The sequence below is a fragment of the Methylobacterium sp. ARG-1 genome (assembly GCF_001262595.1).
In the GTDB taxonomy this organism is placed as follows: Bacteria; Pseudomonadota; Alphaproteobacteria; order Rhizobiales; family Beijerinckiaceae; genus Methylobacterium; species Methylobacterium brachiatum.
In genome coordinates this window covers 70,277-90,766 of sequence record NZ_LHCD01000018.1, presented here as the reverse complement: position 1 = coordinate 90,766, position 20,490 = coordinate 70,277, and the positions used below count along the sequence as shown (strand labels likewise).

Annotated in this window: 19 protein-coding genes; 12 read left to right on the top strand and 7 right to left on the bottom strand. The window is 68.7% G+C overall.

Annotated features, from left to right (window positions below):
* Positions 1–4 precede the first annotated feature (4 nt).
* The 3 genes from AKJ13_RS17755 to AKJ13_RS17745 form a co-directional block, all read right to left on the bottom strand.
* Positions 5–394, bottom strand: coding sequence for a response regulator (locus AKJ13_RS17755; protein WP_050734547.1), 390 nt, complete (start codon positions 392–394; stop codon positions 5–7).
* 257 nt (positions 395–651) lie between these two features.
* Positions 652–1,752, bottom strand: coding sequence for a L,D-transpeptidase (locus AKJ13_RS17750; RefSeq protein WP_050734546.1), 1,101 nt, complete (start codon positions 1,750–1,752; stop codon positions 652–654).
* An 82-nt stretch (positions 1,753–1,834) separates the two neighbouring features.
* The gene (locus AKJ13_RS17745) at positions 1,835–2,455 is read right to left on the bottom strand and encodes an extensin family protein (RefSeq protein ID WP_244471644.1); all 621 of its coding nucleotides are present in this window, start codon (positions 2,453–2,455) and stop codon (positions 1,835–1,837) included.
* A gap of 458 nt (positions 2,456–2,913) precedes the next feature.
* Here AKJ13_RS17745 and AKJ13_RS17740 point away from each other — a divergent pair, with 458 nt between their 5' ends.
* Together AKJ13_RS17740 and AKJ13_RS17735 are read left to right on the top strand one after the other, a co-directional pair.
* Positions 2,914–4,989, top strand: a complete 2,076-nt coding sequence (locus AKJ13_RS17740; protein ID WP_050734544.1) for a M3 family metallopeptidase — start codon at positions 2,914–2,916, stop codon at positions 4,987–4,989.
* An 84-nt stretch (positions 4,990–5,073) separates the two neighbouring features.
* Positions 5,074–5,937: a hypothetical protein gene (locus tag AKJ13_RS17735; RefSeq protein WP_050734543.1), complete on the top strand. Its 864-nt coding sequence runs from the start codon at positions 5,074–5,076 to the stop codon at positions 5,935–5,937.
* 7 nt (positions 5,938–5,944) lie between these two features.
* Here the strand turns inward: AKJ13_RS17735 and AKJ13_RS17730 are convergent, their stop codons facing one another.
* The gene (locus AKJ13_RS17730; protein WP_050734542.1) at positions 5,945–6,163 is read right to left on the bottom strand and encodes a hypothetical protein; all 219 of its coding nucleotides are present in this window, start codon (positions 6,161–6,163) and stop codon (positions 5,945–5,947) included.
* A gap of 222 nt (positions 6,164–6,385) precedes the next feature.
* Positions 6,386–6,778 (bottom strand): DUF2267 domain-containing protein, encoded by a 393-nt coding sequence (locus AKJ13_RS17725; protein WP_007562002.1) that lies wholly within the window; start codon positions 6,776–6,778, stop codon positions 6,386–6,388.
* Positions 6,779–7,075: 297 nt separating this feature from the next.
* On the opposite strand from AKJ13_RS17725, the gene AKJ13_RS17720 reads away from it, so the two are divergent.
* The 10 genes from AKJ13_RS17720 to AKJ13_RS17675 all read left to right on the top strand — a co-directional run bounded on the left by AKJ13_RS17720 (position 7,076) and on the right by AKJ13_RS17675 (position 19,021).
* A complete protein-coding gene (locus AKJ13_RS17720) occupies positions 7,076–7,675 on the top strand; it encodes a cysteine hydrolase family protein (protein WP_050734541.1) in 600 nt (199 codons plus the stop codon).
* A gap of 234 nt (positions 7,676–7,909) precedes the next feature.
* Positions 7,910–9,640, top strand: a complete 1,731-nt coding sequence (poxB, locus tag AKJ13_RS17715; RefSeq protein WP_050734540.1) for a ubiquinone-dependent pyruvate dehydrogenase — start codon at positions 7,910–7,912, stop codon at positions 9,638–9,640.
* Positions 9,641–9,706: 66 nt separating this feature from the next.
* Positions 9,707–10,450: a (Fe-S)-binding protein gene (locus AKJ13_RS17710; RefSeq protein ID WP_050734539.1), complete on the top strand. Its 744-nt coding sequence runs from the start codon at positions 9,707–9,709 to the stop codon at positions 10,448–10,450.
* Positions 10,447–12,018, top strand: a complete 1,572-nt coding sequence (locus AKJ13_RS17705) for a lactate utilization protein B (protein ID WP_050734538.1) — start codon at positions 10,447–10,449, stop codon at positions 12,016–12,018. The genes AKJ13_RS17710 and AKJ13_RS17705 overlap by 4 nt, the downstream gene beginning before the upstream one ends.
* Positions 12,015–12,602 (top strand): LUD domain-containing protein, encoded by a 588-nt coding sequence (locus AKJ13_RS17700; protein ID WP_050734537.1) that lies wholly within the window; start codon positions 12,015–12,017, stop codon positions 12,600–12,602. Before AKJ13_RS17705 ends, AKJ13_RS17700 begins: the two co-directional genes overlap by 4 nt.
* 69 nt (positions 12,603–12,671) lie before the next feature.
* The gene (locus tag AKJ13_RS17695) at positions 12,672–13,532 is read left to right on the top strand and encodes a transglutaminase family protein (RefSeq protein WP_050734536.1); all 861 of its coding nucleotides are present in this window, start codon (positions 12,672–12,674) and stop codon (positions 13,530–13,532) included.
* Positions 13,533–13,609: 77 nt separating this feature from the next.
* Positions 13,610–14,989: an ethanolamine ammonia-lyase subunit EutB gene (locus AKJ13_RS17690; RefSeq protein ID WP_050734535.1), complete on the top strand. Its 1,380-nt coding sequence runs from the start codon at positions 13,610–13,612 to the stop codon at positions 14,987–14,989.
* On the top strand, positions 14,986–15,771 hold the full coding sequence (gene eutC, locus AKJ13_RS17685; RefSeq protein WP_144426287.1) for an ethanolamine ammonia-lyase subunit EutC: 786 nt from the start codon (positions 14,986–14,988) through the stop codon (positions 15,769–15,771). The genes AKJ13_RS17690 and eutC overlap by 4 nt, the downstream gene beginning before the upstream one ends.
* Positions 15,772–16,401: 630 nt before the next feature.
* Complete coding sequence (ilvD, locus tag AKJ13_RS17680) at positions 16,402–18,132, top strand: dihydroxy-acid dehydratase (protein ID WP_050734533.1); 1,731 nt, start codon at positions 16,402–16,404, stop codon at positions 18,130–18,132.
* On the top strand, positions 18,119–19,021 hold the full coding sequence (locus AKJ13_RS17675) for a tetratricopeptide repeat protein (RefSeq protein ID WP_050734532.1): 903 nt from the start codon (positions 18,119–18,121) through the stop codon (positions 19,019–19,021). The genes ilvD and AKJ13_RS17675 overlap by 14 nt, the downstream gene beginning before the upstream one ends.
* A gap of 18 nt (positions 19,022–19,039) precedes the next feature.
* Here the strand turns inward: AKJ13_RS17675 and AKJ13_RS17670 are convergent, their stop codons facing one another.
* Together AKJ13_RS17670 and AKJ13_RS17665 are read right to left on the bottom strand one after the other, a co-directional pair.
* Entirely contained in the window at positions 19,040–19,663 is a 624-nt protein-coding gene (locus AKJ13_RS17670) for a glutathione S-transferase family protein (protein ID WP_050734531.1), read from the bottom strand.
* A 124-nt stretch (positions 19,664–19,787) separates the two neighbouring features.
* Positions 19,788–20,411, bottom strand: coding sequence for a glutathione S-transferase family protein (locus AKJ13_RS17665; RefSeq protein ID WP_050734530.1), 624 nt, complete (start codon positions 20,409–20,411; stop codon positions 19,788–19,790).
* Positions 20,412–20,490 lie beyond the last annotated feature (79 nt).

Below are 20,490 nucleotides of genomic sequence, written 5' to 3'. Positions count from 1 at the left end.
GCGTTCAGCCCCGAGCGGCGCGGATCGCGCCGATCAGCGTGCGCTTGAGATCGGCCTGGCTGAACGGCTTCTGCACCACCGGCCGGTCGCGGAACGGCTCGCGGATGCCGGCGCCGCCATAGCCCGTGGAGAACACGAGCGGCAGGTCGCGCTGCACAATCGCCTCGGCCACCGGGTAGATCGGCTCGCCGGCCACGTTCACGTCGAGGATCGCGATCTCGAATGTCTCCTGCGAAGCCATCTCGAGCGCGGTCGAGAGCCGTGCGGCCGGTCCGACCACGGCACAGCCGAAGTCGAGCAGCATGTCCTCAAGGAGCATCGAGATTGCGGCTTCGTCTTCGACGACGAGCACGCGGACGCCGGTCAGGACGTCATCGTTGGGGTCAGCAGTCACGCCGGGCCGTCTTCCCTTCGATCACCCCCGAACCGGGGATCTTGCCGTGCGGTTGGTATCGCCTCGCGAGCCGCTGGAGCAGCGCTGAGAAGCGCCGGGCGGCATCGCCAGGCGGTCCGCGAGACCACACGTGGCGTCGCCTGGAATACCGGACGTGTCAAGCGTTCGCTTGCCGTTCCCAGGTGAATGACCGCGTCGATGTTAACCGACGATACATTTTTGCCGGTCTCCGAGCCTGCATCGCGCGATGCGACCGATCATTCGTCCTTGAACGTGACCTTTGCGCCGCGGCTCACATGCGCCGCGAGATCGCGGGCGTTCCAGTTGGTGAGCCGGATGCAGCCGTGGGACTCGGTTTTCCCGACCTTCTCCGGCTCGGGCGTCCCGTGGATGCCGTAGCTCGGGATCGCGAGGTCGATCCAGACCAGACCGACCGGATTGTTCGGCCCCGGCTTGATCGAGAATTTCTGCTGCGTTTTCACGCCCTTGAACGCGTATTTCGGGTTGTAGGTGTAGTCCGGGTCAAACGCGACGCCCTTCACCTTGGTCTCGCCGCTCGGCGCCGGCTTCTCGGTGCTGCCGATCGAGGCCGGGTAATAGCCGAGCAGCTTGCCGTCGGCCCCGAAGGCGCGGACGTCGTGGCTGGTCTTGTCGACCTCGATCCGCTCGACCTTGGGCTCCTGCGGCAGGTCCTTGCCCTTGGGCTTGTCCAAGCCCATCGGGTCCACCGCGGCGACGAGGATCGACGTGCCGGCCTTGTCGAGGGGCTTGTCGGGATTGAGGGCGCTGACGAGGTCGCGGCTCATGTGGAACCGCTCGGCTAGCATCTCCCGCGGGTTGGTGTAGCCGAGCTCCTTGAGGTCGGCCTGCTCTTCCATCTTGGGCGGGATCTTCTCGACGTAGGGGCCGGACGCGTCCGCGTCGGTGATCGCGTAATCGGACACGGCCGGCTTGTCGCTCGTCGCCTGGAGCTTGTCCCAGAGCTCCTGCGTCAGGTCCCGGGTCGCGGGCAGGCCCTGCGCGACCGCGAAGGCCGAGAGCGCCTGCTGGTAATTCTCACCCTTCAGGCCGTCGATTGCCCCCGGGAAGAACCGTGCGCGATCCAGAAGGATCTGCGCCTTCACGATCAGCGCGTCGGGTTTGTCGTCGGATTTCTTGGCGGCCCGCGCCTTCTTGCCGGACTTTTTCTCCGCCTTCTTCGCAGTCTTGTCGGTCTCCGGCGCCTTGAAGGTCGCGCTGTTGATCGCCTCGGCGGTCAGTGCGGGCGCCTTGTCGGGCTGCGCCAGGGCGGCTCCCGGTGCCGCCAGGCTCAACACCAGCAGAGCCGCGCAAACCGGCCGCGAGGATCTCCGCATCATGGACGTACAGCTCTCCGGGAGCAGGCGCGCTCCGGTCGCACAAGTATCGAGCGCGCTTGAACGTTCCGCCGCTGGGCCCGGGCTACTCGCACAGGCGGTGCCCGGCGTTGCGCTCGCGTTCGTCGAGGTGGAAGTGGTTGGCATGGGCCGCGTTGCTGCCCGGCCCCAGGACCGTACGGAAGAAGCCGCAGGCCTTGGTCCGGATCGAGGCCAGGAACTCCGCTTCTTCGGATCCCGCCGGCATCGCCTTGACCGGGATGCCGGCGCGACCGGCGAAGGTAAAGCCCATCACGTCGACGGCCGCCGCGAAGGCGTGGTCGCTGAGCTTGGCGTCGACATCGTGGTTCTGCCCCCGGCAGACATAGGTGCCGCCGAGTTCAAGGCCCGTCAGCGGATGCTTGAGCGTCCGGTCTGCCGCGACCTGGACCTCCGTGGCCCAGCGCGCGAAGGATTCCGCGACCTGGCAGGTCAGCGTCGCGCCTCCCGGCAGGGCGATGCCGTCGGCGAGCTTGGTCACCTTCAGCGGCAGCGGCGCCGTGCATTGGCCCTCGGCGATGGGCGACAGCGACTCGAACTCGACGCCGAGGCGTTTCAGACGCACCCGGCAGGCGGTGTCGTCCGGGGGGGAGACCTTGAGGGCGAGCGCGGCCTCGCCGGACAATTCCGGAGGACGCTCCGGTGGAGTCGGGGGCGGTACCGGCATCCCGGGCTTCTGAGCCTCCGCGGCACCGTCCTTGGCCGGCGGCGTCGGCTCCGCAGGACGCGCTGATGGCGTCGGCTTTCCGGATTCGGCTGTTGGCGCGGGCTTTTGCTCCGCCGGCTGGGCCGGCTTCAGCTCGCTCGGGCGCTCGGGCGGAAGCGGCGGCGGCACCGGAACGGCGGGCGCCTCCGCGGCCGAGCCGGGCGCGGGCGCCAATGCGCAGAGGACCAGGGCGAGGGCGATTGAGGCCAAGAAGTTCGTCGGTCGGCGGGGCGGCATGGGACCTCGAAGCGCGGGCATAGGCCGGGGGAAACGAGCGGAACCGCATTCGGATCACCGCGGCCCGGTTGACGGGGCTGCCGATCGGGCCTCTGTCTTTCGTCAAAGGGCCGCGCACCCCATCTCGCGACCCGGATGACGGGCCGCACGACCCGTCGGACAAACGCACCATCGAGGACCGAATGCCGGATGTCGCCGATGCCGGGCTCCCGAGCCTGCCGCAGGACAACCCCTTCCGCGACGCGCAGTGGAGCACGCCGCACGGCCTGCCGCCGTTCGAGCGCATCGAGCCGGAGCATTACATGCCGGCCTTCGAGGCGGCGCTCGCTGCCCACTCTGCCGAGATCGCGGGCATCGCGTCCGACACGGCGCCTGCGACCTTCGCCAACACCGTTGTGGCGATGGAGCGCGCCGGCCAGGCCCTCGAGCGGGTCGCCGGCGTCTTCTACAACCTGACCGGCAGCAACACGAACCCGGAGTTGCAGGCGATCGAGCGGACGATCGGCCCGAAGCTCGCCCGGCACGGCAGCGCCATCTACCTCAATCCGCAGCTCTGGGCGCGCATCTCGGCGGTGGACGCCGAGGCGGAGGGTCTCGGGCCGGAGGAACGCCGGGTCCTCGACCGCTACCGCATCCGCTTCCGCCGCGCCGGTGCCGATCTCGCTCCGGCCGACAAGGCGCGCATCGCCGAGATCGCCGCACGGATGTCCGAGCTCGGCACCCACTTCAGCCAGAACCTGCTCGCCGACGAAAGCAGCTTCACCCTGCCGCTCGCCGGCGAGGATGATCTCGCCGGCCTGCCGCCGTTCCTGCGTGCCGCGGCCGAGAGCGCAGCCCGGGAGCGCGGGCTGCAGGGCCACGTCATCACCCTGTCGCGCTCGCTGATCGAGCCGTTCCTGGTGTTCTCGACCCGCCGCGACCTGCGCGAGAAGGCCTACGCGGCCTGGACAAAGCGCGGCGAAAACGGCGGGACCACCGACAACCGGGCGATCATCGTCGAGATGATCGAGCTGCGCGCCGAGCACGCCCGGCTACTGGGCTTTGACAGCTTCGCGCATTTCAAGCTCGACGACACGATGGCGGCGAGCCCCGATGCCGCCATGGAGCTGTTGCGCGACGTCTGGACCCCGGCCCGGGCGCGGGCAGGCGAGGAGCGCGAGCGGCTCCAGGCGCTCGTCCAGCAGGAGGGCCACAACTTCGCGCTTCAGGCGCACGATTGGCGCCACTACACCGAGAAGCTGCGCCGGGCCGAGCACGACCTCGACGAGAGCGAGGTCAAGGCGTACCTGCCGCTCGATCGGATGATCCAGGCGGCCTTCGACACGGCCTCGCGCCTGTTCGGACTGACCTTCGAGGAATTGTCCGAGGTGCCGCGCTACCACCCGGACGTGCGCGTCTGGCGGGTCGGCAACCCGGACGGGTCCGAGGTCGGCCTGTTCCTGGGCGATTACTTCGCCCGGTCGTCGAAGCGCTCGGGCGCCTGGATGAGCGCATTCCGCTCGCAGGAACGCCTCAACGGCACGGTCACGCCGGTCATCGTCAACGTGATGAACTTCGCCAAGGCGCCTGCCGGCGAGAGCGCGCTCCTGTCCTTCGACGACGCCCGCACCCTGTTTCACGAATTCGGCCACGCCCTGCACGGGCTCCTGTCAGACGTGACCTATCCGCTGCTCTCCGGGACATCGGTGTCGCGCGACTTCGTCGAGTTGCCGTCGCAGCTCTACGAGCATTGGCTGGAGCAGCCGGAGGTTCTCCAGGCCCATGCGCGCCACCACCGGACCGGCGAGCCGATGCCCGATGCGCTGCTGCGCAAGCTCCTGGCGGCCCGCACCTTCAACCAGGGCTTCGCCACGGTGGAATACACCGCCTCGGCCATCGTCGACATGACCCTGCACCTCTCGGCGGGCGGCGAATCGGGCCTCGACGTGCCGGCCTTCGAGGCCGACGCCCTGCAGCGGATCGGCATGCCGGCCGAGATCAGCATGCGGCACCGGACGCCGCATTTCGCCCACATCTTCTCCGGCGACGGCTACGCGGCAGGCTACTACAGCTACCTCTGGTCCGAGGTGCTGGACGCCGACGCCTTCGACGCGTTCCGGGAGGCCGGCGACATCTTCGATCCGGAGACAGCCAAGCGCCTGCGCACCTACGTGTACGGCGCCGGCAACCTGCGCGACCCGCGCGACGCCTACACGGCATTCCGCGGCCGCATGCCGAGCATCGCGCCGCTGCTGAAGAAGCGGGGGCTCGCGGCCTGACCGGAGGGCGGCCGGTAAGGGTTTCGTAAACAAACGTCCTTAACGAACGCTTGCAGGGATTCCCTGCAGGCGGAGTTGGGGGCGATGACGAAGATTGAAGCCAAGCCGGCCCTCTCTCCTGACGAGCTGCTCAAGGCCGTCGTGGCGGGCAAGGCGGATCCGAAGCCCGAACCGGCCCCGGCCGCGCCGCGCTTTCGGATGCCGTGGCTCGCCGGGATCGACCTGCGCCGCTGCGCGATTCCGGGCGCCGCCCTCGCGGTCGGCCTGCTGGTCGGTGCCGGCGTCGCCGCCCGCCCGGGCTCGGGCAGCGTGCCGAGCGATGCCGTCGTGGCGTTGAGCGCCACCGTCGATGCCGGACGGACCGAGACCGCCCGGCTCGGCGCCGACATCGCACAGCTCCACCAAGTCCTCGCGGATCTCCGCGCCGCCACCGACACCGCCCGCAAGGAAGCCGGCACCCGCAGCGCCGCGTTGGGCGAACGCTTGGCGCAGCTCGACAAGAATCTGAATGCCAAGACAGCGGCCATGGGCGAGCGCCTCGAACAGGTCGAGCGCGAGCAGAGCGGTCGGATCGCCAACCTCGCCACGCAGCTTGAGCGCCGCACATCCGCTGCGGCGCTTGTGAAGGCCGAGCCGACCCAGACCGGCAGCCTCGCCGAGACGCGGACGCTGGACGCGAAGGGTCCGGATGCCAAAACCGTCGAGGCGAAGTCCGCGGAGGCCAAGCCGAAGCCGGCCGTCGCGGAGAAGCCATCGGTGATCGATGGCTGGGCGGTGCGCGACGTCTATGACGGCGCGGCCATCCTGGAGAACCGGCGGCGGCGCATCGTCGAGGTCGGGCCGGGCGACACGCTCCCGGGCGTCGGGCGGGTCGAGGGTGTCGAGCGCCGCGGTCGCGACTGGGTGGTGGTGACGCGCCAAGGCCTCATCACGCCCCAGCCCTGGTGAAGACGGCTCAGCGTCCCTGGAGCGTGGCCGAGGCCAGTTCGTCGCTGGGGGTCGGAAACCGCGGCTCGAGCGATAGCGGGTCGGCCATCGCTGCTGAGCGTTCGGCCCGGCGGCGGCCGTGACGCAGGGCGCGGGTCTGTTCCGCGCGGGTCGGATGCAGAAGCGCGGCGAGGAGCGCCTGGCCCTCGAACGCGCTGTCCAGGTTTTTGGCTTCGAAGACGGGCATGGCCGGCCTGCTTGGGTGCGAGCCGGTCATCCGCCGATGGCAGCGGCCCAGATCGCATCCCGAATAACGGGGATCGCGTGGACGGGTTCCGCTAAGCTTTCGCGGCGAAACCACTTTTTTACGATTGTCCAGGCGCGGCCTGAAAACAGTGCGGCGGCACACATAGCACCGGGCGAAAACGCGTCCCGAAAGGCGGTCTGACCCTTCGGGACGCGGGTGTCGTCAGACGAACTGGTTGAGCCCCGGGATCGACCCGATGATCGGACCCATCGCGTCCTCACCGACCTTCTCGCGGCCGAAGGCGAACAGCTCCTGGCCAAGCGGCTGCATCTGGCCCATGGGCACGCCGGCCGCCATCAGCTTCTGACCGAGCGCCATAACGCCACCGCCGCCCATCATGCCGCCGAGCATGCCCATGAGGCCGCCACCGCCGCTCTCGCCGGCATTCGACTCAGCGATCAGCGACTCAGAGCCGGGCAGCGCAGCCAGGAGCTGATTGACCTCGGTCTCGGGACCCTCCTTCTGCAGGAAGGCCAGGATATGCCCGATGGCCGTCTGTGCGGTCGCGGCGTCGAGCCCAGTGCGGGCGGTGACGCGGGCGAGCAATTCTTCCATGGCGCTGATCTCTTCGGAACGTTTCCAGACGTCCTTCGACTCTGAGCGGCCGGAAATCAAGCGCGGGTCCTGACTTCGCGGGCAAACCGCAACGCGGACCTTTCGGTCGGCCCAGGACCGGCAATCGCCGGGCCGGCCTTGCAACGCGTCGCGCGCCGTGGCCTCGTAGGCGGTGGCGCAGGATAGCGGTAAGCACTGCGCCCCGGTCGTTCCGCTGCGGCGATTCTTGCCGCCGTTCGGGGGCTTTCCAGGGATCGACCGAACACGCATTGGGCGACACAGGTGAAGGAGACACGGGTGAGCGATCTCAAGACCCTTCGCGGCCTGTCCGGGCTCAGCCCGGAGCCTGCGAGCCTGAAGAGGGCCGCGCTGATCCTCATCGATATCCAGAATACCTATCGCGACGGGGTGCTGCGCCTGACCGGGGTCGAGCCGGCGGTGGCGCAGGCCAAGATCCTGCTGCGGCGGGCGCGGGAGGCCGAAACGCCGGTGATCCATATTCGGCACAATGCCGGGCCGGGCTCGCCCTTCGACATCACGGCGGCGAGCGGGCAGATCTGCGAGGAGGTCGTGCCGCAGGACAATGAGGCGGTGCTCACCAAAGCGTTCCCCAGCGCCTTCGTGGGGACGGACCTGGAGGATCGGCTCAAGCGCGCCGGGGTGACTGACCTGATTCTGGCCGGCTTCATGACCCATATGTGCGTCAACTCGACGGCCCGCTCGGCCTTCAATCTCGGCTTCCAGCCCACCGTCATCGCCTCCGCGACCGCCACCCGCGACTTGCCGGCGCCGGACGGCTCGGTGGTGCCGGCGCCGCAGTTGCAGGCAGCGAGCCTGGCGGCCCTCGCCGACCTGTTCGCGGTCGTCGCCCGCGACGTCGATGCCGTCCGCCACTAGAACGCGTTCCGACGAAGTGCTCCGGATCGGCGCGAGCGAGCGCATCACAACAAGACTTCAGAGCCGTGCCCGACCCACTATGGTCGGGCACGGCTCCAGGCGCTCGCACGCGCAGACGCGGCCGCTGTGGAATGACCGTCGCGACGCACATGTGTGCATTGCACCATGGGGTTGCCGGCGGCGGAACATCGTCGGCGGCCATGCGGTTCCGACCCGAAAATGCGGAGCCGAATCATGCGCATCGAGAACGTCGCCGATCTCATCGCCGAGACCCTTCAGGAAGCGGGCGTCGCGCGCGTCTACGGGGTGGTGGGCGACAGCCTGAACGGGATCACCGAGGCCCTGCGCGCCCGCGGGCGGATCGACTGGATCCACACCCGCCACGAGGAGGCGGCGGCCTTCGCGGCGAGCGCCGAGGCGCAGGTCACCGGCAAGCTCGCGGTCTGCGCCGGTTCCTGCGGCCCGGGCAACCTCCACCTGATCAACGGCCTCTACGACGCACATCGGAGCCGGACCCCGGTCCTGGCCATCGCCGCCCAGATCCCGTCGGTGGAGATCGGTTCGGGCTATTTCCAGGAGACGCGGCCCACCGAGCTGTTCCGCGAATGCAGCCATTACTGCGAGCTGGTCTCCGACCCGTCGCAGATGCCGTTCGTGCTGGAGAACGCGATCCGCGCCGCCGTGGGGGAGGGGGGCGTCGCCGTCATCGTCATCCCGGGCGATGTCGCCCTGCGCGACGCCCCCAAGCGCGCGCTCGCCCCCCATGCCGGGCTGATCCCGGCCAAGCCCGTCGTGCGGCCGGCCGATTCCGAGCTGGACGCCCTCGCGGCGCTGCTCAACGCCGGCAAGCGCGTGACGCTGCTCTGCGGTCGCGGCTGCGCCGGCGCCCATTCCGAGCTGCTCCAGCTCGCCGAGGCGCTGAAGAGCCCGATTGTGCACGCGCTGGGCGGCAAGGATCATGTCGAGTTCGACAATCCCTACGATGTCGGCATGACCGGCCTGATCGGATTCTCGTCCGGCTACGCCGCCATGATGGCCTGCGACACCCTGCTGATGCTGGGCACGGGCTTTCCCTACAAGCAGTTCTACCCGCAGGACGCCAAGATCGCCCAGGTCGACCTGCGCCCGTCCGAGCTCGGCCGCCGCTGCCGGATCGAGCACGGGCTCGTCGGCGATGTCGGGGCGACGATCCGGGCGCTGCTGCCCAGGCTCAAGCCCAAGGCCGACCGGTCGTTCCTGGATGCCAGCCTGAAGCACTACGCCAAGGCCCGGACCGGCCTCGATGAGCTCGCCACGGCCAAGCCGGGCGGCCCGCTCCACCCGCAATATTTGGCCAAGACGATCAGCGAGGCGGCCGCAGAGGACGCGATCTTCACCGCCGATGTTGGCACGCCGACGATCTGGGCGGCGCGCTACCTGGCGATGAACGGCAAGAGGCGCCTGCTGGGTTCCTGGGTCCACGGCTCGATGGCCAACGCCCTGTCGCAGGGCATCGGCGCCCAGGCCGCGGAGCCGAACCGGCAGGTCATCGCGCTCTGCGGCGATGGCGGCTTCGCCATGCTGATGGGCGATTTCCTGACGCTGCGCCAGCACCGCCTGCCGCTGAAGGTGGTGGTGTTCAACAACGGCACCCTCGGCTTCGTCGAGCTGGAGATGAAGGCGGCCGGCTATCTCGAGACCGGCGTCGCGCTCGACAATCCGGACTTCGCCGCGATGTCGCGAGCCGCCGGCATCTTCGCCCTGCGGGTCGAGGATCCGGCCGAGCTGCCCGGCGCCATGCGCGAGTTCCTCACCTTCGACGGGCCTTCGCTGCTCGATGTCCGCACCGCCCGCAACGAGCTCTCGATGCCGCCCAAGATCGACGGGCAGCAGGTGAAGGGCTTCAGCCTCTACGTGCTGCGGGCCGTGATGGACGGGCGTGGTGACGCAGTTCTCGACCTCGCCAAAACCAACCTCATCCGGTAGACCTGCCCGGGTAATCTAGACCCGTTCCAGACCGACGGCACGGGCGATCCAGGGAGGTTCCGGACCATGCGGGTCGGCCTGTTCGTGCCGTGCTACGTCGACGCTTTCGAGCCGGAAGTCGGGATCGCCACGCTGGAGCTGCTGGAGCGGTTCGGTTGCACGGTGGAATATCCGTTCGACCAGACCTGCTGCGGCCAGCCCATGGCCAATACCGGCTGCCACGCCGAGGCCGCCGCCACCGAGGCCCTGTTCGTCAAGAACTTCTCGGGCTTCGACTACGTGGTGGCGCCATCGGGCTCCTGCGTGCATCAGGTCCGCGAGCACCTGACCGCGATCCCGCAGACGGACGAGGTCAGGAAGGTCCGCGCCAGCACCTACGAGCTCGTTGAGTTCCTGCACGACGTGCTCAAGATCGAGGCGCTGCCTTGGGCCGAGTTCCCGCACAAGGTCGCCTATCACGGCAATTGCAACGCGCTGCGGGGCATCCATCACGCCCGGCCGTCCGAGATCGTGAAGCCGTATTTCTCCAAGCCCCTCGACCTGCTCCGCTTGGTGAAGGGCGTTGAGCTGGTCGATCTCGCCCGGCCCGACGAGTGCTGCGGCTTCGGTGGGACCTTCTCGGTGTTCGAGCCCGCGGTCTCGGCCAAGATGGGCTACGACAAGGTCGCCGATCAAAACCGGGCCGGGGCGCAATACGTGGTCTCGGCGGATTCTTCCTGTCTGATGCACCAGAAGGGCTGCGCCGAGCGCCTCGGCCTGCCGCTCCGCTACATCCACATCGCGCAAGTGCTGAACGGAGCCGCCGCATGAGCGTCGAGGACCTGAATCCCCGCGCCCGCGAGGGCATCATCCACCCCGAGGTCCGCGCCGCCGACGACGAGAGTGAGCGCGGCCAGGATGGCGGCCGCCTCCAGCACGCCGAGGCCGCGACCAAGCCGATCCGCGCGCCGCAGACCCGGGAGCCGCAGCCGCGCGGCGCCAAGATCCGCGGCGACCGGCCGATCGACCAGGCCGAGGCCGCCGAGCGATTCCTCGCCGCGCCCCTGCACCAGGCCGCCCATGACGAGCGCCTGTGGGACCTGCGCAAGAAGCGCGACGCCTCGGCCCACGGCATCCCGGAATGGGAGGAACTGCGCGAGCTGGCCTCCGTCATCAAGGCGCACACGCTCACCCATCTCGATCAGTATCTTGTGCAGTTCGAGGCGGCCGCGAAGGCAAACGGCGTCCAGGTCCACTGGGCCGCGGACGGCGCCGACCACAACCGCATCGTCCTGGAGATCCTGCGCAGCCGCGGCGCCAAGACCCTGGTGAAGTCAAAGTCGATGCTCACCGAGGAATGCGGTTTCCGCCACCACATGGCGGCGAACGGCATCGAGATCATCGAGACCGATCTCGGCGAGCGCATCCAGCAGCTCGACAACGAGGAGCCGAGCCACATCGTGGCGCCGGCGGTCCACAAGACCCGGATGGACGTGGCCGAGGTCTTCGCCAAGACGCTCGGCACCGACCCGGACAACGACGATGCCCATTACCTCGCCGAGAGCCAGCGCGAGACCACCCGGCCCTACATCCTGAAGGCCGATGCCGGCATGACCGGCTGCAATTTCGCCATCGCGGAGACCGGCACGGTCGTCACCTGCACCAACGAGGGCAATGCCGACCTGTCCGGCAACGTCCCGCCGCTGCAGATCCATTCGATCGGCATCGAGAAGATCATCCCCAAGGTCGAGCATCTCGGGGTGTTCATCCGGCTGCTGTCGCGCTCGGCGCTGGGCTCGCCGATCACCCAGTACACCTCGCATTTCCGCGGCCCCCGCAAGGGCACCGAGATGCACATGGTGCTGGTCGATAACGGCCGCTCGGCGCGGCTCGGCCTGGAGGAGTTCTGGACCTCGCTGAAATGCATCCGCTGCGGCGCCTGCATGAACACCTGCCCGGTCTACCGGCGCTCGGGCGGGCTCTCCTATGGAGCGACCTATTCGGGCCCGATCGGGCTGATCATCGACCCGACCTTCAACAAGCGGAAATACTCGACCCTGCCGTTCTCCTCGACCATGAACGGCTCCTGCACCAACGTCTGCCCGGTGAAGATCAACATCCATGAGCAGATCTTTGCGTGGCGCAAGGTGCTGGTCGAAGAGCACCAGATCCCGGCGCTTAAGCAGGGCATGATGAAGGCCGCTGGCGCGGTGCTGTCGCGCCCGGCCGCCTACCGGGCGGCGATCGGCGCCGCGGATTCGGCGCTCAAGGTGCTGCCGCGGTTTGCCGTCTACAATCCGCTCAACACCTGGGGGAAGAAGCGCGAGATGCCCGAGGCGCCGCGCCAGACCTTCCACGCCTGGTACAAGCAGAATCGGATGAAGGACTCCGCCCGATGAGCGCGCGCGACGGTATCCTGGCGGCGCTCAAGGCCAACCGGCCGGCGGGCGATTATCCGTTGCCGAGCGTCCCGACCTTCACGCCGCTGGTCGGCGACGACCTCGTCGAGGAGTTCGGCGAGCGGCTGAAGCGCATGGGCGGCCGCATCGAGGACGGCCGCACCGGCGAGCCCCTGGCGGGTGTCCGCGAGCGGCTGGCCGAGGCCAAGGTCATCGCCTCCGCGGTTCCGGAGATCGACGGTAACCGCGACCTGCGGGCGGTACGCTACCCGCAGGAGGTCGAGGATGTCGACGTGGCGGTGGTGCGGGCCGTGTTCGGCATCGCCGAGACCGGCTCGGTGCTGTTCACGGAAAGGGAGCTGATCGTGAACGCGGTCGCTTATCTGGCCCAGCACCTGATCGTGCTGCTCGACCCCGCCGACATCCTGCCCAACGTGCAGGCGGCCTATAAGCGATCGGAATTCGGCCGCTCGGCCTACGCGGTGCTGCACACCGGACCCTCGGCGACCGCCGATATCGAGGGCGTGCTCATCCACGGGGCACAGGGCGTGCGCTCGCTGACGGTGCTACTGCTGCCGCGCTGACCGGGAACCGCCATCGGGCGCGCCGCTTGCTTGGGCAGCGATCATCTCGTCGCCCGGCAAGGAGATCCGATGCGCTATACCCTCGGTTGCAGCCTGTCCTACAATATTCTCTCGGACACGACCTTCATCTTCAACCTGGAAGTCGCCAAGCTGAAGAGCGTCGAGATCCTCAGCGAGAGCCTGGTGCTCACGCCGAACCTGAAGCGCGATGTCTACACCACGCCGGACCTGCTGAACCGCTATCTCGGCGTCAACGTGCCGATGGGCCAGTTCGCCCTGGAATACAATGCGGAGGTGGATCTCACCGTCCATCGGGCCGACCCGGCAACCATCCAGGAGACGCCGATCGGCGAGCTGCCGTTGGACATCCTGCCGTTCCTGCTGCCGAGCCGGTTCGTCTCCTCCGACCGGCTGACGCCCTTCGCCCAGGCCGAGTTCGGCGCGCTGCCCAAGGGCCATCAGCGCGTGAACCAGATCTGCAACTGGATCCATGACCACATCACCTACAAGCCGGGCACCAGCGATGGCGAGACCACGGCGGACGAGTCGCTGTTGAAACGGGCCGGCGTCTGCCGCGACTTCGCGCATATCGGCACGGCGTTCTGCCGGGCGCTCGGCATCCCGGCCCGGTTCGTCAGCTGCTACGCCCACGGCCTCGTGCCGAGCGACTTCCACGCGGTGTTCGAGGCCTATCTCGACGGGCGCTGGTGGCTGTTCGACGCCACCCGACAGGCTGATCTCGACGGGCTGGTCCGGATCGGCGTCGGCCGCGACGCCGCCGAGATCGCCTTCTCGACGCCCTTCGGCAATATGCAGCCGGTCAACCAGCAGGTCCGGATCCAGCGCACGGACGGGCAGGGTAGCCCGATGCCGCGCACGGTCGACGCGATCTCCACGGAAGTGCCCGCGCCGAATGCCGGCGCGGCCTGACCGGACATTCGCACCGGATCACGGTATCCTGTGATCCTGATCCGGTGATCCTCGGATCCCGCACGGGGTGAAACCGCATGGCCTACCGCCACGTCGTCGGCCCACGCACCCACGTCTTCGCCGACCTGGCCACCCTGATGGCCAAGGCGACGCCGGTCCGCTCGGGCGACCGGCTCGCCGGCATCGCGGCAGAATCCGCCGAGGAGAACGCCGCGGCGCGCTGGTGCCTCGCGGAGGTGCCGCTCGCCGACATCCTGGCCCGGCCGCTGATCCCCTACGAGCAGGACGATGTCACCCGATTGATCCTCGACACGCACGACGCCGGGGCTTTCGAAGAAATCGCCCATCTCACGGTCGGCGATTTCCGCGAGTTCCTGCTGACCGCCACCCCGGATGTGCTCACCCGGATCGCCCCCGGCGTCACGCCGGAGATCGCGGCGGCCGTCTCGAAGATCATGCGCAACCAGGACCTGATCTCGGTGGCGCGCAAGGTCCGCGTTGTCACCCGCTTCCGCAACACGATCGGGCTGCCCGGGACGCTCGCGGTGCGGCTCCAGCCGAACCACCCGACCGACGATCCGAAGGGCATCACCGCGGCGATCCTCGACGGGCTCACGCTGGGCTGCGGCGACGCCGTGATCGGCATCAACCCGGCTTCCGATTCCGTCCAGGCGCTCGGCGACCTGCTGCAGTTGCTCGACGGGGTGATCCAGAAGCACGCGATTCCCACGCAGGCCTGCGTGCTGACCCACGTCACGACCACACTCGCCGCCATAGAACGCGGCCTGCCGGTCGATCTCGTGTTCCAGTCGATCGCCGGCACCGAGAAGGCCAATGCCGGCTTCGGGGTGACGCTCGCTCTGCTCAGAGAAGCCCATGAGGCGGCGCTGGCGCTCAAGCGCGGCCCCATCGGCGATAACTGCATGTATTTCGAGACCGGCCAGGGTTCGGCGCTCTCGGCGGATGCCCATCACGGCATCGACCAGCAGACCCTGGAAGCCCGGGCCTACGCGGTGGCCCGGCCGTTCCGGCCGCTCCTGGTCAATACCGTCGTGGGCTTCATCGGGCCCGAATATCTCTACGACGGCAAGGAGATCATCCGGGCCGGGCTGGAGGACCATTTCTGCGGCAAGCTGATGGGCGTGCCGCTCGGCGTCGACGTCTGCTACACCAACCATGCCGAGGCGGATCAGGACGACATGGACACGTTGCTGACGCTGCTCGGCGCAGCCGGCTGCACCTACATCATGGGCGTCCCGGGGGCGGACGACGTGATGCTGAACTACCAATCCACGTCGTTCCACGATTCTCTTTACTTGCGCGAAGTGCTGGGCCTGAAGCGCGCCCCCGAATTCGAGGCCTGGCTGCACGGCATCGGCCTGACCGACGAATCCGGCGCGCTGCTTCCAGGATCGGGCGCGCCGCTCCTCGCCGCGGCTCCGGACCTTGCCGCATGAACGACCCCCGGGAGATCTGGGCCAGGCTCGCCGGGCTGACCCCGGCCCGGATCGGGCTCGGCCGCGCCGGCAGCGGCCTGCCGACCCGGGAGGTGCTGCGCTTCGGTCTCGACCACGCCCAGGCCCGCGATGCCGTGCACGCGCCGATGAATGCGGCGGCGCTCGCCGGATCCATCGCGGCGCTCGGCTTCGCCACGATTCCGGTCGCCTCACAGGCCCCCGACCGGGCGACCTACCTGCGCCGCCCCGATCTCGGCCGCCGGCTCGACCCGGCGGATATGTCGAAGCTCCAGGCCGCAGCTGAGCCCAGCGACCTCGCCCTGGTGGTTGCCGACGGTCTCTCGGCCCGGGCGGTGCACGAGAACGCGGCGCCGCTGCTGAAGGCGTTCAAGCCCCTGGCGGAGACATCCGGCTGGCGCCTCGCCCCCGTGGTGATCGCGAGCCAGGCCCGTGTGGCGCTCGGCGACGCGATCGGCGAGGCCGTGAAGACCCGGGCGGTGGCGGTGCTGATCGGCGAACGGCCCGGCCTGTCCTCCCCGGACAGCCTCGGCATCTACCTGACCTTCGGGCCGCACATCGGCCGCTTGGATGCGGAGCGCAACTGTATCTCGAACGTGCGTGCCGCCGGCCTCACCCACGAGAAAGCGGCGTTCAAGCTGCACTGGCTGCTCGCCCGTGCGCTGACCCTGGGCTTGAGCGGCGTGATGCTGAAGGACGAGAGCGACCGCGCTTTGGAATCCGGTGTTTCGGCGACGGCCTTGCCGGAGCCGAGCCGCGGCTGATCGGACGGGCTACTTTTACGCTCTGAGCCAAGTGGTTCTCGGGTCGCTGGCGTGAATAGCAGTACCGTGCCCGCGCCTGCGATCTGGAGAGTGTTATCCACATCCGATCGATGAGCCCCGTCATCCCGGGGCCAGCGAGTGGACCTCGGGATCCAGAAACGCTGATCGCTCAAGACCTTGCGTCGTCGGACGCCGCGGATCCCGGGCTCGTCTGTGGCGCCCCGGGATGATGGCGGAGCGTTCCGAGCCGCGGGGCGCCGGCCATACCGCGTGTCTGTGAGCTTCAGACGCCGTGTGGATTCAGCCTAATCCGCCGACTTGGGCGTTCGCTGGATTATCCTTAACTTAGTCTCATGCCGGCAATCGACCCGAAGCGTGGCTGTGGCGGGGTCGCAACACCGTAAAACGATCCCGGGTCTGCCCTGAGACCTGCCCGCAAACGCCGCGATCCCGCCATAGTCCGAGCCCACCTCACCCTCAGCGGTAAACGGCAAGTTCGACAACGATTTACCGTTTCGAAACGAGGATTTCCCGAGCACGCGGACGGCCCTCCCGGCGCATCGCGAACGGCGACGCGCCGCGGTCTCCTGCACCCTCGGGACTGGCGGCGCGAAGGCTTGGTTCGGGTAGATGGACACGCGTTTGAACGACAAGTCGAAGCTGCCCAGCCGTCACGTCACGGAGGGGCCTGACCGGGCTCCGCATCGCTCGTATCTCTACGCGATGGGGCTGACCCGGGAGCAGATCCACCAGCCGCTGGTGGGCGTCGCCTCCTGCTGGAACGAGGCCGCCCCCTGCAACATCTCGCTGATGCGCCAGGCGCAGGCGGTGAAGAAGGGCGTCGCCGCCGCCCACGGTACCCCGCGCGAGTTCTGCACCATCACGGTCACAGACGGCATCGCCATGGGCCATGGCGGCATGCGGGCCTCGCTGCCGTCGCGTGAGGTCATCGCCGACTCGGTTGAGCTGACCATGCGCGGCCACGCCTACGACGCCCTGGTCGGCCTAGCCGGCTGCGACAAGTCTCTGCCCGGCATGATGATGGCGATGGTGCGCCTCAACGTGCCGTCGATCTTCATCTACGGCGGCTCGATCCTGCCCGGCTCGTTCCGCGGCAAGCCCGTGACCGTGCAGGACCTGTTCGAGGCGGTCGGCAAGGTCGCGGTCGGCGACATGAGCCTGGAGGATCTCGACGAGCTGGAGCAGGTCGCCTGCCCGTCGGCCGGCGCCTGCGGTGCGCAGTTCACCGCCAACACCATGGCGACGGTCTCCGAGGCGATCGGCTTGGCGCTGCCTTACTCGGCCGGCGCCCCGGCGCCCTACGAGATCCGGGACAAGTTCTGCGCCACCGCCGGCGAGAAGGTGATGGAGCTGCTGGCCAAGCAGATCCGCCCGCGGGACATCGTCACCCGCAAGGCCCTGGAGAACGCCGCGACCGTGGTGGCGGCCTCTGGCGGCTCGACCAATGCGGCCCTGCACCTGCCGGCGATCGCGCATGAATGCGGCATCGAGTTCACGCTGTTCGACGTGGCCGAGATCTTCCGGCGCACCCCCTACATCGCCGACCTGAAGCCCGGCGGACGCTACGTCGCCAAGGACATGTTCGAGGTCGGCGGCATCCCGCTGCTGATGAAGACGCTACTCGATCACGGCTTCATGCACGGCGACTGCCTGACGGTCACCGGCCGGACCATCGCGGAGAACATGGACCGGGTCACCTGGAACCCGGATCAGGACGTGGTCTACCCGGCCAACAAGCCGATCACGCCCACCGGCGGCGTCGTCGGCCTCAAGGGCAACCTCGCCCCCGAGGGCGCGATCGTGAAGGTCGCTGGCATGCCGGCTGAGAAGCAGGTCTTCACCGGCCCGGCGCGGGTGTTCGACGGCGAAGAGGCGTGCTTCGAGGCGGTGCAGTCGCGGACCTACAAGGAAGGCGACGTCCTCGTGATCCGCTACGAGGGTCCGCGCGGCGGCCCCGGCATGCGAGAGATGCTGTCCACCACCGCGGCCCTCTACGGCCAGGGCATGGGCGACAAGGTCGCGCTGATCACCGACGGGCGCTTCTCGGGCGCCACCCGTGGCTTCTGCGTCGGCCATGTCGGCCCCGAGGCGGCGGTCGGCGGCCCGATCGGCCTGATCCGGGACGGCGACATCATCACCCTGGACGCGATCCAGGGGACGCTCAGCGTCGCCCTGTCGGACGGGGAGCTGGCCGAGCGCCGCAAGGCCTGGGCGCCGCGGACGAACTCCGCGACCTCGGGCTACCTGTGGAAATACGCGCAGGGCGTCGGCCCCGCACTGTACGGCGCCGTGACCCATCCGGGCGGCGCCAAGGAGACGGAGAGCTATGCGGACGTCTAGGACTGACCTCAGCCGGCGCAGGGCGCCGGCCGGGGCCGATCCCGGTCGGTCCCGCTTCCTCAGCCTGATCGCGGCCGCAGCCGGGGTCCTGATCCTGCTCGCCCTGCCGACCGACGCGCCGCGGGCGCTCGATGCCAGCGTGCGCGCGCCGGTCCAGGTGCCGGTGGCGGATAAGAGCTACCGCTCGGCCAAGGACGCGCTCCGGGCCGGCGTGCGCGAGTACAATGCCGGCGACAAGCAGGGTGCCGCCCGCGCCCTCGAATATGCCGCCGGGCAGGGCCATGCCCTCGCCTTGTGGAAGCTCGGCCGAATGTACGCCGAGGGCGACGGCGTGCCCCACGACGATCTGAAGGCGTTCGAGTTCTTCTCCCGGATCGCCGATGCCAGCACCGACGATGGCCCGGATCCGCAGAACTCGGCGGTCACCGGCAGCGCGTTCACGGCGCTGGGGACCTACTTCCTGGAGGGGATCAAGGGCACCTATGTGCGCCCGAATCCCGAGCGCGCCTACGACATGTTCAACTACGCGGCGTCGTATTACGGCGAGCCCAACGCCCAGTACAATCTCGCCCGGCTCTACCTCGACGGCACCGGTGTCGAGGCCGATCCCCGGCAGGCGGCGCGGTGGTTCAACCTAGCGGCCGAGAAGGGCCATCACCCGGCGCAGGCGCTGCTCGGCGACATGCTGATCAACGGTTTGGGCGGCGTGCCGGTCCAGCGCGTGAAGGGCCTGATGTGGCTGTCGCTCGCCCGCGAGGGCGCAGAGGGCCGCAAGGACGACTGGATCGTGGCGCTCTACGAGAAGAACTGGGCGGCGGCCAACGAGGACGACCGGACCGAGGCCCAGAGCCAGCTCCAGACCGTCGGCTCGATCCGGCGGCGGCACTGAAGCCGCCGCCGGTCGGGCTCAGCCCTTCTTGGCGTCCTGCGCGGTCTTGAATGACGGGCGCGCCAGCGTCTCGGCGATGTAGGCTGCGAGCTTGGGCCAGCGTCCGGCATCGATCTGCGCGTCGGCCAGATGGAAATTGTAGAAGCCCGTGGCGACCGAGATGTCGGCAATGCTGAACGCGTCGCCGACCAGATAGGGGCCGGAGATCTCCCGCTCGAGGCAGTCGAACAGCGGCGGCAGATCGTCGTTCAGCGCCTTCGCGACCGCGGCGTCGTCCGTGGGCTTGCCCATCATGTTGGGCTTCAGGATCCGCTCGACGAACGGCACCACGAGCTTGGCGAAGAGCTCCGTGTCGCCGAACTTATCGAACCACACCGCGCGGCCCAGGGCCTGCGGGTCGGACGGGACCAGAACCGGCGTCGGATGCTTGCGCTCCAGGTACCAGAGGATCGCCGAGGAATCCGCGAGCTTGAAGCCGCCATCCTCGATGGCCGGGATCTTCCCGAGCGGGCTTGCGGCCTGGAAATCCGCGTCGGGCGCGTGGAACATCACCGGCCTGTGCTCATAAGGCACGCTCTTCTCGGCGAGCGAGACCAGGACTTTGCGGACGTAGGGCGAGTAGCCGGTACCGTAGACGATCATCACATTTCCATCGGGGAGGGGACCGGCGGATGTCGATCCGTCGGTCCATGGGGATGAAGATAGGGCCGATCGGCCTCCTGCCGACCGGGCCGTGCGCACCTTTCGTGGAAAAGGCCGCGTCGCCTCACCAGGCCGGGGCCGCGATTGCCGTGACGAAGGCGGGTCGGTCGAGGGTCAGGGCTACCCAGCCGGCGAGCTTCGGCCAGCGCGCCGCATCGACCTCGACCTGCGCGAGCCGGAGGTTGTGAAACGGCGCCGCGACCGCGATGTCGCCGATCCCGAAGGCGCCGCTCACCAGGAACGGGCCGGAGATCTGGGATTCGAGATAGTCGAACAGCGGCGCCAGATGTGTGTCGAGCGCCTGCTGCGCCAGGGCGTCGTCGCCCGGCACCTTGAACAGCCGCGGCTTCAGGAACCGCTCCAGGAACACGACGGAGAGCTTTCGATCGAGCTCGACCTCGCCGAACTTGTCGAACCAGCGGGCGCGGGCAGCGCCCTGAGCGTCGGCCGGGATCAGCGCCGGCTGCGGCGACAGGTGCTCGACGTAGTCGAGGATCGCGCTGGAATCAGCCAGCCGGAAGCCGTCATGGTCGATCGCCGGGATCTTGCCCATGGCGCTCGCAGCCCGGAATTCGGCATCCTCTGCCTGCGGCGCCACCGGTCGGTGCTCGTAACGGATGCCCTTCTCGTTCAAGGCCACAAGGACCTTGCGCACGACGGGCGAGATGCTGCTGCCGTAGACGATCATGATCGAAACCCATGGAAAGGCGGCGCCTTTCTAGGGCTGTGACTGGCTGCGTTGCAATCGCAGCTTTCCTGAGTCTTCG

What these genes read in the sequence shown, in the direction of transcription:
- AKJ13_RS17700 (WP_050734537.1), top strand. Translation starts at nt 12,015, where the DNA reads ATGAGCGCGCGCGACGGTATCCTGGCGGCGCTCAAGGCCAACCGGCCG.
- AKJ13_RS17735 (WP_050734543.1), top strand. Translation starts at nt 5,074, where the DNA reads ATGACGAAGATTGAAGCCAAGCCGGCCCTCTCTCCTGACGAGCTGCTC.
- AKJ13_RS17710 (WP_050734539.1), top strand. Translation starts at nt 9,707, where the DNA reads ATGCGGGTCGGCCTGTTCGTGCCGTGCTACGTCGACGCTTTCGAGCCG.
- AKJ13_RS17695 (WP_050734536.1), top strand. Translation starts at nt 12,672, where the DNA reads ATGCGCTATACCCTCGGTTGCAGCCTGTCCTACAATATTCTCTCGGAC.
- AKJ13_RS17745 (WP_244471644.1), bottom strand. Translation starts at nt 2,455, where the DNA reads ATGCCGGTACCGCCCCCGACTCCACCGGAGCGTCCTCCGGAATTGTCC.
- eutC (WP_144426287.1), top strand. Translation starts at nt 14,986, where the DNA reads ATGAACGACCCCCGGGAGATCTGGGCCAGGCTCGCCGGGCTGACCCCG.
- AKJ13_RS17690 (WP_050734535.1), top strand. Translation starts at nt 13,610, where the DNA reads ATGGCCTACCGCCACGTCGTCGGCCCACGCACCCACGTCTTCGCCGAC.
- ilvD (WP_050734533.1), top strand. Translation starts at nt 16,402, where the DNA reads ATGGACACGCGTTTGAACGACAAGTCGAAGCTGCCCAGCCGTCACGTC.
- AKJ13_RS17675 (WP_050734532.1), top strand. Translation starts at nt 18,119, where the DNA reads ATGCGGACGTCTAGGACTGACCTCAGCCGGCGCAGGGCGCCGGCCGGG.
- AKJ13_RS17670 (WP_050734531.1), bottom strand. Translation starts at nt 19,663, where the DNA reads ATGATCGTCTACGGTACCGGCTACTCGCCCTACGTCCGCAAAGTCCTG.
- poxB (WP_050734540.1), top strand. Translation starts at nt 7,910, where the DNA reads ATGCGCATCGAGAACGTCGCCGATCTCATCGCCGAGACCCTTCAGGAA.
- AKJ13_RS17740 (WP_050734544.1), top strand. Translation starts at nt 2,914, where the DNA reads ATGCCGGATGTCGCCGATGCCGGGCTCCCGAGCCTGCCGCAGGACAAC.
- AKJ13_RS17665 (WP_050734530.1), bottom strand. Translation starts at nt 20,411, where the DNA reads ATGATCGTCTACGGCAGCAGCATCTCGCCCGTCGTGCGCAAGGTCCTT.
- AKJ13_RS17730 (WP_050734542.1), bottom strand. Translation starts at nt 6,163, where the DNA reads ATGCCCGTCTTCGAAGCCAAAAACCTGGACAGCGCGTTCGAGGGCCAG.
- AKJ13_RS17705 (WP_050734538.1), top strand. Translation starts at nt 10,447, where the DNA reads ATGAGCGTCGAGGACCTGAATCCCCGCGCCCGCGAGGGCATCATCCAC.
- AKJ13_RS17725 (WP_007562002.1), bottom strand. Translation starts at nt 6,778, where the DNA reads ATGGAAGAATTGCTCGCCCGCGTCACCGCCCGCACTGGGCTCGACGCC.
- AKJ13_RS17750 (WP_050734546.1), bottom strand. Translation starts at nt 1,752, where the DNA reads ATGATGCGGAGATCCTCGCGGCCGGTTTGCGCGGCTCTGCTGGTGTTG.